This is a genomic window from Paenibacillus sp. G2S3, assembly GCF_030123105.1.
GTDB lineage: Bacteria > Bacillota > Bacilli > Paenibacillales > Paenibacillaceae > Paenibacillus_AQ.
Genome location: NZ_CP126095.1, coordinates 3,369,385 through 3,385,178 on the forward strand (window position 1 = coordinate 3,369,385; position 15,794 = coordinate 3,385,178).

Consider the following 15,794-nt stretch of genomic DNA (forward strand, 5'->3'; position numbering starts at 1 on the left):
TGGGGGTGGTTTTGAACGATAATAGTCAAGTGAGGGATGTATATGACGCTGTTGCAGATCAAACAAGGCGAAAATTACTTCAAATCCTGGCTGATGTTGATGAATTACCCCTACATGAAATCACGGTTCATTTTGATATGGGCCGTACTGCAGTTTCTAAGCACTTGTCTATTCTTAAAGAGGCTGATCTTGTAGTTGCTCGAAAGGTTGGTAGAGAAACGAGGTATCGTTTAAATGCCAATCCATTGAAAGAAATTCGGGATTGGGTATCTTTTTACGAAGGCTTTTGGAAAGAAAGAATCGATAAACTAAAACTTTTATTGGAGGAAGAATAATGAAACCAGATGTATCCTTAGATTATCAATTTACAAGCTCCATCGAGAAGGTATGGAACGCTTTGACGGATTCAGATACACTCGCGAAATGGATTTGGAGCAATGACTTTAAACCAGTCGTAGGGCATAAATTTCAATTTCGTGCAGAGCCAAATGAATGGTGGGATGGTATTGTGAATTGCGAGGTTCTCGTAGTAGACGAGCCACATACATTATCCTATACTTGGCATAGTGCTGGAGAAGGCACTACGGTTACTTGGACTTTGAGCAAAGAGGAAGATGGTAAGGTTCATCTGCATCTTGGTCAATCTGGATTTAGTGAAGAGACCAAAGCTCGCCAAGGCGCTATCGAGGGTGCTAAGTATGCTTGGGCGAATATGGGCAGTCAGCTTGAAAAAGTATTAGCAGAACTTTAAATTCAAGAATAGGGCGCTTTTCTGAAAATGGAAAGTGCCCTTTTTAATGGAATAAATGATGGCAATACTAAATGAAGAGAATGGAGATGAGATGATACCACTATGAAAATAAACCGATTAATTGCGAACAATATTAATAAGCTAGATGCAGTATTACCTGTAGATCAATCCCTGGGGATTGCTGGTTTATCCGGATCTGGTAAAACAACTTTTTGTCAAACCATCGGCGAAGAATCCAAGAAACGTCTCGTTTCTTTATTGCCAAAGGCAGAATATCAGTATTTATTCCCTAATATTATGGAAACTAATTTCAGTGCGATCCTGATGGAAGAAATGCCACTTGTTCTTTTTCTAGGGAGATCATCCATTTCATCCAATCCTCGGTCAACCATTGGCACACATACGGGTGTGTTCACAGAGATTCGTGTTGCGATTGCTGAACAATATAACCTATCGCCAGAGGTTTTTTCATTTAATAATGAATTAGGCTGGTGTCCAGATTGTAAAGGTCGCGGCACTACTAAAAATGTCGAATGCAAAAAGTGTAAGGGCAAGCGCTATAATCACGAAACTGAACAATACAAAATGGAGTTATTGGATCAAGACATGAGTATTTCCGATATCAACGACTTAAGTGTTGAAACCATTTTATCACTAGCAGAAGTTCTGAAAATTAGTGAGGGTAAACAAAACATTCTAAAAAACATAATCCATATGAATATTGGTTATTTAACCTTAAATCGCATTATGGGTACCTTGTCAGGTGGAGAGTTAACACGTCTTTACTTAGCAGAATTTATGGCAACTAGTGAGAATACAGTCATTATCATTGACGAAATCTCTGTGGGTCTGGATCACCAAACCCTTTTGAAAATATTAGAACAAATTAGACAACTAGGATTTAAAAATCAAATTTGGCTCATTGATCATTCAGATACGGTATTAGACATAACGGACGAGCAATTGTTCTTTGGACCAGGTAGTGGTAAATACGGCGGGAAAATCGTTGAAGAATCGCCACGACCTAGGCCGATCAATGGTGAAATAAATCAAGCAGCTCCCACAGAATATTATCATTTTCAAGATCTTTACTGTCGTAATATTCAAATGGCTGAACTTCAGATTCCCCGTAATAGACTTGTAACGTTTACTGGTGAATCTGGCTGTGGTAAATCCACACTGGTCAATGAGTGTATGTCCAAAGATTTTGTGAAGCGATATCCCAAGGATAAGCTGGTCATCGTAGGGCAAGATCGAAATCAATCGATTACTAGTAGATCTACGGTTGCGACTTTTCTTGATATTAAAAGAAAGCTCACAAAATATAGTGAAGAGATTGATGATATTTTCCAGCGCTCGATTGAAGATATTATTGAAGAACTGCCAAATGAAGACATCGCTCATAAACGCTTAAGTTTATTGATCAAGCTTGGGCTGGGTTATTTAACGTTGGAAAGAAAAACACAGTCTTTATCCACAGGTGAATTTCAATGTGTTCATTTAGTCTCCGAGCTATTTGCAGGTTCAAGAAACCCCAATACACTTTTCATTTTTGACGAGCCTTCCAAAGGGTTATCACAAAATATTCTAAATCAATTCATTGATAGCATTAGAGTCATTCTTCAGGATGTATCTGTCTCCATTATGATGATTGAACATAACTCCTATATGCTGGAAAACTCTGATTTTATCGTTGATTTTGGCAAAAGGCAGCTTGAACCGGTGGAGCAACTCGATGTTGTTAGCCATGAAGATTATTATCGTCAACAAAACAGTGAAGATCATGTCACCCCATTACAGATTTCTTCAACACTGCGTCAACAAAAAGGCATTAACTATTTAAAAGAAGATCATATTCCTTATTTTAAAAATGCGGAAAACGTCTATAAAGGTGGCATCTTAAAAAGCTTATCCTCTATGGCACGTTTGATTTATGGTGAATACGAATCGGATACCATTGCACCTGTCATTGCCATTGATCTGGAGCGGCACTTGTACAGCCAATATACTTTTCTCTATGAAATTGGAGGCTTGATCAACCATATTGTAACGGCGCATCCAACTAATAAAGATACCAGTAGCTTCGATTTCTATTATCAAGACAATCATTGTCCATGCTGTAAGGGACGTCGAGTCATTGAGAAATTTGATTTTGAAGTTGTTCTTCAGGACAAAAATGTACCGTTTTGGGATGGCTTATTGCATCCAGATGCGATGGATATTCTGAAGTTCTATCAATTCCCCAAAATAAAATTTATCTTTGAAGAGATTAAGAATGAACTCGGTCAAGATATCAGTAAGAGTTATAATGAGCTGACGGATGCAGAAAAGCATACTTTTTGGTATGGGTATTGGGAGAAGTCATTTTATGATAAAGCAAGCAAAGCAACGAGGACTTGGGAAGGCTTTAATTACATTATTGGGAACTACATGGTGATATCGAAAGCAATCATTAAAGAGCATATTAAACAGTCCAAAATAATGATTACCTGTCCAATCTGTGAAGGAACCGTACTAAATCATCATAAAAAGCTAAAATTTGGTGACACAGATATTCGTGAGATCATTGGACAACCTCTTGATCAAGTGATTAGTACCGTTGGCTCATTACAGGTGCTTGAAAAAATGAAAGCCATTGTCGGCGGCAATAGGGTTCTAACAGAGGATGTCTCTCTATTGCCAAGGGAAACTCAAGCTGCTCTGAAAATGCTTGAACTAGAGCTGGCAAGCTTTGCGCACTATGAAATGGTATTGCAAAATGCTCTGCCATTCTGGGACAAGATTAGTAGTAGCGTTGAATCCATAAGCATTAATAATCAAATCACGATTTGTGATTTTGAGAATATCACTGAAACCAGAGACAACATCATTGATAAGTATTTCACGAATGGAAAATACAAAAAGCTGACCTATGTCTACGAAGCGTTTGGATACAAAAAGCTGATCACTTTAATTAATAAGATAAAAGCTAGTCAGCCATGTCCATTCTGTAAAGGAAAGAAAGTCATATCAGAAGATGGACTCCATGATGGAGTTTATAAGTTAACGATTCCATGTGTAAGCTGCTATGCTAGTGGTATTAATGATGAAGGTCGTAAGGAAATCGTCGAGGGCATCGACGTACAAACTTGGCTAACAGGCAATGTAAGTGATGTTATGTCTGAAAGCTCAAATATTGAGGCTGTAGCAGATATTCCAATCTTCAATCGTATTCGGGAGTTGAATAAACAAGAAATGATGGCCGTTTATCAATACCTTGAGAATAATTAGCTAACCTAATGAAACCGCGCATAGCGCGGTTTTTTTGTTGTGACATAACTCACAATTCAGACACATCTTTTTAATAGGGATAGCTACATTGAGCTATAGGCATGTATCTTCCTTTTCTTTACAATTAGGCATATTGATCGTTCTTTGAATGGGATTGATTGATAAGAGAATGAATCGCTGACAAGGGGGTGAACAATGGTTATATCCAAACGTTTCTGCCACTCAGGCATTTTTAGAGTAATGATGTTATTCAGCTTTATATTAATAATCACGACCTACAGTGGGAGTGGGAGCGCTAGTGCAAATACAAATTCGGAAGCGGTTCCACTCCAGCCGATTATTAATGCAGCCCAAATCGGAGATTCAATTACTTTAGCTCCAGGTACTTATCTCGGCCCGGTTTATATTAACAAAAGACTGACGATAAGCGGGGAAGGTAGGGCGACACTATTAAATTCATCTCCCGATGCTGAGGATGCAGTTATGATTCAGGCGGATGGGGTAAAGCTTCAAGGACTTAATATACAGCAGGATAACGGGGGAGAAGCAGCAGCGATTCGGGTGGAAGCCGATCAGGTGACTTTGAAAGATTTAGTCATACATACATTTGGCTTTGGCATTATGCTACGTGAGGCTGATAGTGGAGTTGTAGTAAACAATAAGATCCGTTGGTTTATACCTAAAGGTGCTGCTCCGGGAAAAAGAGGTAATGGCATCGATCTCTATAACTCTCATGGTTCAGATATCAGAGAGAATGAAATCTCTTATCTCCGAGATGGCATTTATTTAGAGAAGAGTCGCAATACAAAGGTTGATCACAATCGGCTCTATCATTTGCGATACGGTGTTCACTGTATGTATATCAATGGATCATCTGTAACGAACAATATTGGAGAATACAACATCACTGGCGCGATGGTGATGGGAGTGAGCGACGTTATGGTATCAGGAAACTCTTTTCGTAAACAAAATCAGAATGTTCATTCTCAAGGAATCCTGCTCTTTGACGTTCGTACCTCTCAGATTGTAAATAACGTCGTGGAAGGAAATCGGGTAGGAATCTATATGCAACAATCCTCCGATAACACTCTCCAGAATAATATGGTGCTCCGAAATTATATTGGGATTCAATTTGAGGGCTCTGAAGGTAACCGCTTTCAGAAGAATTCTTTTATTGCAAATGTGATTGAAGCACAGGCAACGGATTCCAAGAATAATAAGATGACGAGAAATTTTTGGGATTCATTCGAAGGTCTGGATGTATCGGGTGATGGCGTAAGTGATCTGCCATATGCTATTAATCCATTTTATCAGCAATTAGTTACAGAAAATGCTGCTTATCAGCTCTTTTTTCAATCACCAGGCATGACGTTTTTAAGCGATCTGTATACAAATGATAAAGAACAATGGTCCACTGATCCAGAGCCACTTATGCAATTGGATTCAGTTCATGCAAATGTTGGACAAGTGAGTGAGGGGCAAGGGTCAGTAATGGTGGTGGGTTGGCTGCTTTTGTTTTTCTCTGTGATCACAATACTATATATGGGGGTATTAAGGTTATGAAAAAATGGAGTTTAGTACTGATGATGATGATGGGTTTGTTAATTCTGGCGGCTTGTGGCCCCAAAAAGTTTGAACCGTTAGCGATTAATGAAAAAGTTGATATTTGCGCGATTTGCAATATGCAGATTAAGGACGATGCTTTTGCTACACAACTAACAACAAAAGACGGGAAGAATTATAAGTTTGATGATATTGGTTGTATGAATGAATGGAAGAACAAGAATGGAACCAAAAACATCGGAATGGACTATGTCCGTGACTATAATGACAAAGAATGGGTAGAATTCAGTAAGGCCAGCTTTGTCTATGATGAGACACTACGCACACCTATGGCTTATGGAGTTATCAGCTTCAAAGACACTGCTTCAGCCGAAGCTTTTGTGAAGGAACAAGGTGTTGGCAGCGTTCTGTCAGCAAATGATCTGTCCAAGCATGAATGGAAACAAAATACGGATATGATGCAAATGGATATGTGATAATGGTTGATATCCTGCAAGTCGCACGCAGAGAGATTAAAATGGGTTTTCGGAATCCATGGGCTTATTCTTTTTTGGCATTATTTTGTGCGTTTAGTCTAGGCTTACTGCTGATTAATGCACAAAATGAGATTCAAGGGTATACCGCAGTTACAGGTTCTATGCTAAGTCTGATTTTGTATCTGCTGCCGCTTATGACCTTATTTCTAGGCTCTTTTTCACTGACTTCAGAGAAGGAAGAGGGTAGCTGGCAGCTTTTATCTACTTATCCAATAGGAACGTTCTCATTTATTCTTGGCAAGTATGTGGGTCTAGCTGTCGTACTACTTACGGTTGTGGCTTTCGGCTATGGTTTAATGGGAATGATGAGTGGATTCATGGGCATGGCCTATGATTCTACTACTTACTTTCTTTTTTTGTTTTTTTCCGCAGGACTTGTTTTATTATTCTTGACCATTGCTTTGTTTATCGGTTCATTATCACGTAACCGCTGGCAGGCGCTGACTGTTTCTGTTGCTGTGTGGTTTTTCACAGTAATAGGTTGGCCGACCTTTTTAATCGCCTTCTTAGGTTTAATGCCTTATCTCTGGATTAAGCCCTTGCTGGTCGCATTCACAATACTCAACCCAGCAGAGCTTGTTCGGTTATTCGTTGTAATTAAGCTGGGCGGAGGTTCAGTGCTGGGACCTGAATATTACCAATGGGTAGAATGGATAAATGGTTCGAAGGGTAGCTTGTTGATTATGGGAGTCTGTCTAGTCTGGATGTTGAGCTCGATCCTGTTTGTATATTGGATATGGGAAAGGGGGCGCTCTCGTGGATAACCCCTTAGTGAATGTAAAAGGAATCTCAAAGGTTATTAAAAAGCAAACAATAGTTGAAGAGATTAGCTTTCAAATCCCCAGTGGGAGCATACTTGCACTATGTGGCGGTAACGGGGCTGGCAAAAGTACCGTTTTGCGAATGGTTGCGGGTATTCTACAGCCTTCGATGGGCGAAATCTCAGTGGGTGGCTTATACTGGCACAAATCACGCAAACAATTCTCGAAACAAATTGGATATATGCCGGATGATTATCAATTCAATCAGGGGCTGTCGGCAGAGGAAGCTCTAACTTTTTGGGCAGCTCTCCGTAGGGTACCCAATCGCAAAGCGAGAGTCAACGAAGTCCTTGCCTTAGTTGGTCTAGAAGATAAACGAAATCGTCTGGTCAACACCTTTTCAAAGGGAATGCGTCAGCGTATCTTATTTGCACAGGCCTTGCTCGCCAAACCTTCGTTGCTAATTATGGACGAACCCACAAACGGTCTTGACCCTTTCTGGATGAATGAATTCGTAGACCTACTCCAAAGAATCAAGGAAGAAGGGCATAGCGTTATTTTCTCCACACACCAGTTAGAAATCGCTGATAAGATCGCAGATCAGATTGTCTTTCTAAGTCATGGAAGAAATGTTGGTTCAGGTCCTACCAAAGAATTTCATGCGAAATTTGGTTCTCTGTATACAGCCTTTAATCATAGTCTGGGTCTGAAATGAGCATGCGTCGAATCATTGCCTTACTAGTGATTATCGCAGCTGTCACGACTGTTGTATGGGTATTTAGCCATAATGAAACAAGAGATTCATCGGAGAGGATTGCAGTGGGCTCTATCGCTCCCGAATTTGAAGCTACAACTATAGAAGGCAAAAAGGTTCGTCTAAGCGATTTCCAGGGACAGATTGTGGTGCTTAACTTTTGGGCTTCCTGGTGCACGTCATGTGTGCGAGAAATGCCCCTTCTGAATGACATTCACAAATCCACTAGTTCTCAAATTGAAACCTTGTTTATTAATGTTGGTGAGTCTAAAGGGACTGTATCAGAATATCTTAAGGATCATAGTTTTTCTTTTCCAGTTGTCATCGATGTTACCGGAAAAATCTCTACTGCATACGGAGTTAGTGCGCTTCCTGCCACGTTTATTATAAACGGAGAGGGAAAGATCAAAGAGGCTATATTAGGCGAAATCACAGATTTCCCCTTAATGCAGCAGTGGCTGGAGGATGCCAGAAATCCTAACTAATCAACTCATATACATATTCCGGTATACAGCTGGAGTGAGATTCTCGAACCGTTTGAATGTTTTAATAAAATAGCCGGTATCACAAAATCCTAAATCATCACTCACTTGATGAATAGGTGCGTCGGTGGACTCCAGCAGCTGCTTGGCCCATTCAATCTTAAGCCTGGCAACAAAGAGGGAGAAATTTTCACCTGTTTCTTTTGTAAATATGCGACTGAAATAACTAGAACTGATATGACAAAGCTTGGCCATTTCTTTTAGGCTGAAATTTTCATTCTTATGCGCATAGATGTAATCAAACGCAGGCTGAAGCACTGAATTTATAGAGAGGAACTTTTGAGCCCCATTCTTCAATTTGGTCTCAATTAGCGCCCCTGACAATTCTTGCTGAATGGATTGGATGTTGCGATACGCTTGATCTGTCTCGTCGAAAGTCTCTGCTGAAGCAGGTGTGTCAATATTTGAGGACAGCACTCTTTTGTACAGATCGATTGTTGTACGTTTCTGAATGGCTTCTTCTACGATATAAGTGCTTAATTGTAATAATAGCTCAACACATTTCGTTACTTCATCGAAGGATAACACAGGAAGTGCCTCATAATCCTCTTTGAGTGCTTTAAACTTCATATTCGCCTCAACATTAGGTGGCCTGGATACAATCTGCTCCAAATGTGATACGTCAGGTTCACGAAGCTTAAGCTGTCCGGCCATAATTGCACCCAGATATTGGTTATCAATAATAATTGGAATGGCAATATCAATAATGTTGAAATGGCATAAATAAATATAAGGCTTGTTCTGGCGAACAGCTTCAATACCCGCACGAGCATCACATTTTTGACAGTACTCTGAGAGGATAGAATCCTGGCGCACGCCTTGACAAAAAGGTTGACAGAAGCTGTGCTTTGTCACGGGAACGCCTTTATAATCAACGGTAAGGATGGCCATTTTAGTAACAAGCGATAAAGAGTCCTGCAACTTCTCCCATTTCTTCAAATCAATAATTTCTTCTAAATTAAATCGAGATTTGGGCATCACAATATTCTCCTAGGAAAGTTATAGAAACATAATGATTATTATAGCGAATTTTTCTACAAAAGGACAAGATAATACAATTTCTTAAAGAGAAGACAAAAAAACTCGATGAGAAAACGCTTTATTTAGACCTTATTGTTTCATGCATACTGAAATTGAGCAATCTATAATAATAACTATATACAACCTAGGAGGAATGAAAATGAGAAGAGCGTTTATCAGTCCGACGAAATATGTGCAAGGTGAGAATGAACTTTTGAATTTAGGTTATTTTGTAAAAACCTTCGGTGATTCCGCACTGCTCATTGCACATCCAGATGATGTTACACGTGTGAAAGATAAATTGGAGTCAACTAAACAGAAATTTAATATAACGCTAGTTGAAAGCGGCTTCCATGGGGAATGTTCAAGAGAAGAAGTAGCAAGATTGCAGGCTCTGGCTAAGGAGCATCAATGTGCATGTACGATCGGTTTGGGTGGAGGTAAGGCGATCGATACGGCAAAATGCGTAGCAGAAGGAGAAGCGCTGATTATCGTTCCAACCATAGCTGCCACTGATGCACCAACAAGCCACTCCGCGGTCCTCTATACCCCAGAAGGCGAATTCGATGATTATGCTTATTTCAAGCAAAGCCCGAGTGTAGTCATGATCGATACAACAGTCATTGCCAAAGCGCCAACAAGATTTCTTGTTGCAGGAATGGGAGATGCACTCTCCACTTATTTCGAAGCAAGAGCTACAGCAAATTCTTATTCCAATGTGAATGCAGGTTTACCTTGCGGGGTTCGTGAAGGTGTTTGTGGGGAAGCTAAGGGAACAATAACAGCACTTGGTCTTGCCAAACTGTGTTATGACACCTTACTTGAGAATGGGTTCAAGGCGAAGCAGGCCTGCGATCTGAATATCGTAACGCCAGCTTTGGAGAATATCATTGAAACGAATATTTTGCTATCGGGACTAGGCTTTGAAAGTGGAGGATTGGCAGCGATTCATGCGATCCATAATGGTTTAACAGCTTTAGAGGGCACGCATCATTATTATCATGGTGAGAAGGTAGCTTTTAGTACGATTGCACAATTGGTACTCGAAAATGCTGACCGTACCGAATTAAGAGAAGTGTTGGACTTCTGCCTGTCTATTGGTCTTCCAGTATGCTTAGCGGATATCGGAGTGGAGCAAGTAACTTACGAAGAACTTCTTGAGGTTGCCAAAAAAGCATGTATTGCCGAGGAATCAATTCATTCGATGCCGTTCCCAATTACGGAAGAAGCGGTAGCATCGGCGATTATGGCTGCCGATCAATTAGGTCGTCAATACAAATTAAGTAAGGAGCTTTAAGATGAAGAAAATTATGAATAAGCCGGAAACGCTAGTCCGGGAAATGTGTAATGGACTTGTCTTAGCGCATCCGGAGCTGGATTTTAACGATAAATTTAAAGTAATTTCTAAAAAAGAGATCAACTCCGATAAAGTTACACTTATTAGCGGTGGTGGAAGTGGGCATGAACCGGCCCATGCCGGGTTCGTAGGTAGCGGTATGCTGGATGCAGCCGTGTGTGGCGATGTGTTTGCTTCTCCATCTCAGATTCAAGTTTATCAAGCGATCCGCCGATCTGCGAGTCAAAAGGGAACACTGCTTATTATTAAGAACTACAGCGGCGACATCATGAACTTTAAAAATGCGGCCCATCTCGCAAGCGAAGACGGCATACAAGTGGAATATGTCAAGGTGGACGATGACATTGCCGTCGAGGACAGTCTCTATACGGTAGGGAAACGAGGGGTTGCCGGAACGGTTCTTGTTCATAAGGTAGCCGGGGCTGCAGCAGAAGCTGGACTGTCCCTGACAGAAGTGAAAGAAGCGGCGCAGCATGCGATTGACCATGTTCGCACCATCGGCTTCGCCTTTACTTCTTGCACCGTTCCTGCCAAAGGAACCCCGACGTTTCATATCGAAGAGGAAGAGATGGAATACGGTGTCGGTATTCACGGTGAACCTGGAATACGCAGAGAAAAAGCCGTGTCAGCAGATGAACTGGCGCAGCGGATGGTTACATCTTTACTGAGTAACTTGCAAATGAATGATGAGACGCAGCAAGAAGTTGCTGTTCTAGTCAACGGATTTGGTGGAACACCACTGCAAGAGCTTTATTTGTTGAATAATTCTGTGATCCGTGAATTAACGGCCAAGAATAAGAAAGTGTTTAAAGTATTTGTGGGCAACTATATGACCAGCATCGATATGGCTGGCGCATCAGTGTCGATTATGAAGCTGGATGAGACGCTAAAGAAATGGTTGTCTGCTCCGTGCGATACACCAGCATTGTCGGTAAAAGGTTCATTTGAGCCTGTGAACTATACGGAAGTCATCAAGGAAGAGAAAGCAGACAGCACGGTATCCTTTAAGAATAATACGGATGCTGAAGCAGCGGTAATTAAGAACAACCAGTTTTCCTTGCAAAATATCGTATATTTGATCGATCAAATGAGTGAGGTCATTATCGAGAATGAAGTACCGTTTTGCGAGCTGGACGCCCACGCCGGAGATGGTGATTTTGGGATGAGTGTAGCCAAGGGCTTTAAGCAGTTGAAAGTAGAATGGGAAGATATTCTAGCTAATCATCTCAGCAATATCGGTGACTTCCTTGATGCTTGTTCATTGATCATTATGGAGCATTGTGGAGGAGCTTCTGGACCGATCTGGGGATCGGGCTTCCGCGCAGCGAGTAAGACTGCACAGCAGAAGCAGGAGTTATCCATTCAGGAATTTGCCGATATGATGCAAGCCGTCGTCAAAGGAATTCAAGATACGGGCGAAAGATCTTTCGGGAGAGGTGCTGTCGTTGGAGACAAGACTTTAATTGATGCGCTTGTACCCTTTGCAGATGCCTGGACACAAAGCGCCGATCAAAGCGAAGAATTTAAGCTGGCAGCTATCAAAGCTGCTGAGGCGGCAGTTCTCGGTGCCCGGAAGACTTCGGATATCGTTGCCCGTATGGGAAGAGCAGGCACGGTAGGTGAACGCAGCATTGGTTATCCGGATGCGGGAGCTTACGCGCTTGGGGTTATTTTCACAGAGCTAGCTAAAGCGATGAGATAAGAGATAAAATAAGCTGAATCCGGATTAACAGAAAACGACAACCCCTTATCCTTTAGGATGAGGGGTTATTTGTATTTGATACTATACGCTAACGCTCCTCATAAACTGTCCGTTGCAGTTTAGCTAATATCTCGAATATAATGATCTAAATGATAATCGTTATCATTTAATACAAGGATAAAGGTGATTTCCTCATGATAAAACACTACATTGGGACTACAGCGTACTGCAGCTCTGCTGAGGGTATAACTTAATGACAAGAAAATCAATTCATAACATCTATAACGGGTATTTCAATGCATTGTTTGAGACACCGGCTATAAGGGACACCACAGAGCGAATGCATTTTTCACAACCTAGTGACCATGGATACGTCGATAGGGTTATCACACCTTCCGGGATCGAAATTGTAGATAGTGAATACCGTTTCACTGAGGATCGTTTAGTCCGTGTTCAATCCGAAGCAGCTATGATTGAGCTGAGCTTTTGTCTACAGGGCAGTGGAGAAGTTCATGTAACAGACAACAGTCACGAGTTAGTGCCCGACAGTTGTTCGTTGCAGCTCATGCGAGATTTCCAAGCCGAATTTCACTACCGTAGTGCTGAACCCATCCGTTTACTATCCATAGGTGTACCAGTAACACTGTTCGATTCGTGGATGGTAGAGCAAGGATCTCCACGTACATGCAGTTTATCCGGGCTGTTAGATACACAATCTTTTCGTATGTTCCGTATGCCTATTCTTCCAGAAACCTCTCGACTATTGGTACAATTGAGAGATTGCCCATATCATATCTCGATGCGTAGGTTATCCGCAGAGGGTAAGGCATTAGAACTCCTTTCCGCATATTTCGGCGCTTTTCTTTTTGAACAGAAGCATACAAAACGTAGCTTGCATTTATCTCGCACTGACCGTGAAAGCGTTAGGAGAGCCAGAGATATCATACTCGAGCAAATGGCAAACCCTCCATCACTCATTGAGCTGTCCAAGCTGGCGGGTATTAACGAATACAAATTAAAAGTTGGTTTTAAGGAAGAGTACGGTACGACTGTATTTGCCTATTTACGGAACAAACGTTTAGAAAAAGCATGGGAAATCATGCGTTCCGGGGACAGTAGTGTTAGTCAAACCGCGACGATGGTAGGTTACAACAACTTTAGCCATTTTGCGGAGGCGTTTCGGAAGCAGTACGGAATAAATCCTTCTGAAATAATAAAAAAACGTTAGACAACAAATAAATATCCGCCAAACCGTTATTCAATCCCTCTGTCGGTAGTTCAGCCCTATCAGCAGAGTGTATGATCGGACTTGCTAGTAGTGAGAATGATTATCAATAGATTGGAGAGGGTTGGAAAAAATGTTCAGTTTAAAACGTATCTCTTTTGTCGGAATCGCCTTATTCATGATGGTGATGTTGTACGGATGTGGGAATTCAGGGCAGGAGGCTCAAGGAGAAAGCTCCCAAAGTGCGCTGAAATCTGAATCCGTCGCTACGAATTCCTTCGAAACACGTACCATCAAGGACGCCAAGGGAGATGTTGAAATACCGGTAAACCCGGTTAGAATTGCCGATATCTCTGGCTCAACCGAAGAACTTTTGGTGCTAGGATATAAACCTGTGATTACCGGGAATACAGACATGGCTAATTCACTGGAAATCACGCCTATTCTAAAAAAAGAACTGCCAGATGTAACGCCTGTTGGATGGTTTCAAACGGAAGTTAACTTGGAAGCGATCAGTGCAGCAAGTCCTGACTTAATACTGGCAGGGCCTACGCAAGAGAAAATCTATGATCAACTAAATATGATTGCTCCAACAGTAAGGGTTCCTTATGGCTTTAATGCTTTTAGAGAGCGATTTGCCTTTGTTGCAGAGGTACTTGATAAAAAAACAGAAAAGGATGAGTGGCTGAAGGCCTATGATCAACGTGCTCAAGAGCTGCATGATCAAATCACAAAGATAACTAATGAAGAAACGTTTGCGGTAATCGAAGCAACTGAGAAAGAAATTCGGATTTATTCCCGCACAGGCATTGCAGATATGATTTTTAATGATCTTGGATTACTCATCGCGCCAGGTACACCGGAACCAGACCCATGGGGAGGCAAAGTAACAAGTCTAGAAGCACTGTCTACCTTTAATCCAGACCATATCATTTTATTATCTGATAATGACCAGAATGTTCTCGACCAAAGTAAGGTCTGGAGTAGCTTAAAAGCTGTAAAATCGAATAATATATATCGCATGACAAGCAGACAAAATTACAATGAAGCATTCTTTGCATTAGGGAAAGAGGCGTTGCTGGAGCAAATCGCTGAACAAATCAAGGAACATATCAACAAGTAAAGCTATTCTTTTTAAAAATAAGTAGCTATAAGACGCTGATCCTAACGGGGTCAGTGTTTTTTTGTTTTGAGAATGACAGAAACTATAAAGGTTTTTCATGAAATTCAAAGAATTTGTATATGCTGCATTGTTCGCCGGAAGTTAGAACTTAAAAGCTGATTGTCATCCATTTGATTTTTGGTGTAATGTTGATTAATCTGAAAGGTGCCCCTACCATAGCGTTGATTAAAAATAGCACCAAGTAAACAACAATAAATTATTGAAAAGAAGAGGGAAGCTTTATGCAAAGGATTCAACATTCTAAAATGTACTTTATATTTATTCACATATTTTTGTTGATCTTATTATGTACCTCAATGTATGCCTATTCTCCATGGATTCGTACGAAAGTGAAGGAAATTCTAGAGCCTGCGGACAAAGTCTATACCATTGCTCACCGTGGCGCTTCGGGATATGCTCCTGAGAATACTATACCTGCATTCGAACTAGCCATTAATATGAAGACCGATTATATCGAGTTAGACATTCAGTTAACTAAGGATCGTGTTCCTGTTGTTATTCACGATGAGACTATTAATCGCACGACAAATGGGATGGGTTATGTTAAGAATTTCACCTTAGAGGAGCTGTCGAAATTAGACGCTGGCACATGGTTTAACGAACAGTATCCCATGTTTGCTAGGGATCAATATGCTGGATTACGTATTCCGACTTTAGAAGAGGTATTTGAAAGGTTTGGAAAAGACGTGGACTATATGATTGAGATTAAAGATCCCGCTTTGAATCCGAATATCGAAACCATATTAAACGAACAAATTGAAAAATATAATCTGTCTGATCATGTTTCCATACATTCATTTAGTGAGTCGAGTTTACGTAAGCTTCATTCGATTAACCCAGAGATCCCGCTTTATCAAATTGTTTGGTATAATATTCCGGTTTATAAAGTTCCAGAATCTTTTATCAATCGGGTAAAAACTTACGCGGTTGGTATTAGTCCTAACTTTCAAAGAATAAATTCGTCCTATGTTGCACAGGTGAAAAATTCTGGTCTAAAGGTATTTCCGTACACAGTAAATTATCAAGTCAATATGGACAAAGCCGTGGTTTGGGGTGTAGACGGGGTACATACCAATTTTCCTGACCGTTTTAATGAAGTGATTAAGAATAATAAAAAGTGAGGAAATAGG

Annotated in this window: 14 protein-coding genes; 13 read left to right on the forward strand and 1 reads right to left on the reverse strand. The window is 40.8% G+C overall.

Annotation, left to right across the window (positions count from 1 at the left end; translation table 11 throughout):
• Nucleotides 1-5: 5 nt before the first annotated feature.
• The 8 genes from QNH28_RS14720 to QNH28_RS14755 all read left to right on the forward strand — a co-directional run bounded on the left by QNH28_RS14720 (nucleotide 6) and on the right by QNH28_RS14755 (nucleotide 8,120).
• On the forward strand, nucleotides 6-335 hold the full coding sequence (locus QNH28_RS14720; protein ID WP_481858317.1) for an ArsR/SmtB family transcription factor: 330 nt from the start codon (nucleotides 6-8) through the stop codon (nucleotides 333-335).
• Complete coding sequence (locus QNH28_RS14725) at nucleotides 335-751, forward strand: SRPBCC family protein (protein WP_283907350.1); 417 nt, start codon at nucleotides 335-337, stop codon at nucleotides 749-751. Before QNH28_RS14720 ends, QNH28_RS14725 begins: the two co-directional genes overlap by 1 nt.
• A gap of 102 nt (nucleotides 752-853) precedes the next feature.
• Nucleotides 854-4,021 (forward strand): ATP-binding cassette domain-containing protein, encoded by a 3,168-nt coding sequence (locus QNH28_RS14730; RefSeq protein WP_283907351.1) that lies wholly within the window; start codon nucleotides 854-856, stop codon nucleotides 4,019-4,021.
• Nucleotides 4,022-4,216: 195 nt separating this feature from the next.
• Nucleotides 4,217-5,584 (forward strand): right-handed parallel beta-helix repeat-containing protein, encoded by a 1,368-nt coding sequence (locus tag QNH28_RS14735; RefSeq protein WP_283907352.1) that lies wholly within the window; start codon nucleotides 4,217-4,219, stop codon nucleotides 5,582-5,584.
• Nucleotides 5,581-6,060, forward strand: a complete 480-nt coding sequence (locus QNH28_RS14740; protein WP_283907353.1) for a nitrous oxide reductase accessory protein NosL — start codon at nucleotides 5,581-5,583, stop codon at nucleotides 6,058-6,060. Before QNH28_RS14735 ends, QNH28_RS14740 begins: the two co-directional genes overlap by 4 nt.
• Nucleotides 6,061-6,062: 2 nt before the next feature.
• Complete coding sequence (locus QNH28_RS14745) at nucleotides 6,063-6,884, forward strand: ABC transporter permease (RefSeq protein WP_283912156.1); 822 nt, start codon at nucleotides 6,063-6,065, stop codon at nucleotides 6,882-6,884.
• Nucleotides 6,877-7,596 carry an ABC transporter ATP-binding protein gene (locus QNH28_RS14750; RefSeq protein WP_283907354.1) on the forward strand — a complete coding sequence of 240 codons (720 nt, stop codon included), beginning with the start codon at nucleotides 6,877-6,879 and terminating at the stop codon, nucleotides 7,594-7,596. The genes QNH28_RS14745 and QNH28_RS14750 overlap by 8 nt, the downstream gene beginning before the upstream one ends.
• Nucleotides 7,593-8,120 carry a redoxin domain-containing protein gene (locus QNH28_RS14755; protein ID WP_283907355.1) on the forward strand — a complete coding sequence of 176 codons (528 nt, stop codon included), beginning with the start codon at nucleotides 7,593-7,595 and terminating at the stop codon, nucleotides 8,118-8,120. Before QNH28_RS14750 ends, QNH28_RS14755 begins: the two co-directional genes overlap by 4 nt.
• Here the strand turns inward: QNH28_RS14755 and QNH28_RS14760 are convergent, their stop codons facing one another.
• Nucleotides 8,121-9,155 (reverse strand): PocR ligand-binding domain-containing protein, encoded by a 1,035-nt coding sequence (locus QNH28_RS14760; protein WP_283907356.1) that lies wholly within the window; start codon nucleotides 9,153-9,155, stop codon nucleotides 8,121-8,123. It abuts the gene before it with no gap.
• A 202-nt stretch (nucleotides 9,156-9,357) separates the two neighbouring features.
• Between QNH28_RS14760 and QNH28_RS14765 the strand changes: the two genes are divergently transcribed.
• The 5 genes from QNH28_RS14765 to QNH28_RS14785 all read left to right on the forward strand — a co-directional run bounded on the left by QNH28_RS14765 (nucleotide 9,358) and on the right by QNH28_RS14785 (nucleotide 15,785).
• Nucleotides 9,358-10,494 carry a glycerol dehydrogenase gene (locus tag QNH28_RS14765; RefSeq protein WP_283907357.1) on the forward strand — a complete coding sequence of 379 codons (1,137 nt, stop codon included), beginning with the start codon at nucleotides 9,358-9,360 and terminating at the stop codon, nucleotides 10,492-10,494.
• A gap of 1 nt (nucleotide 10,495) precedes the next feature.
• Nucleotides 10,496-12,256, forward strand: coding sequence for a dihydroxyacetone kinase subunit DhaK (gene dhaK / locus QNH28_RS14770; protein WP_283907358.1), 1,761 nt, complete (start codon nucleotides 10,496-10,498; stop codon nucleotides 12,254-12,256).
• Between the two features lie 253 nt (nucleotides 12,257-12,509).
• Complete coding sequence (locus QNH28_RS14775) at nucleotides 12,510-13,484, forward strand: helix-turn-helix transcriptional regulator (RefSeq protein WP_283907359.1); 975 nt, start codon at nucleotides 12,510-12,512, stop codon at nucleotides 13,482-13,484.
• A gap of 130 nt (nucleotides 13,485-13,614) precedes the next feature.
• Entirely contained in the window at nucleotides 13,615-14,604 is a 990-nt protein-coding gene (locus tag QNH28_RS14780; protein WP_283907360.1) for an ABC transporter substrate-binding protein, read from the forward strand.
• 281 nt (nucleotides 14,605-14,885) lie between these two features.
• Nucleotides 14,886-15,785, forward strand: coding sequence for a glycerophosphodiester phosphodiesterase (locus QNH28_RS14785; protein ID WP_283907361.1), 900 nt, complete (start codon nucleotides 14,886-14,888; stop codon nucleotides 15,783-15,785).
• Nucleotides 15,786-15,794: the final 9 nt, after the last annotated feature.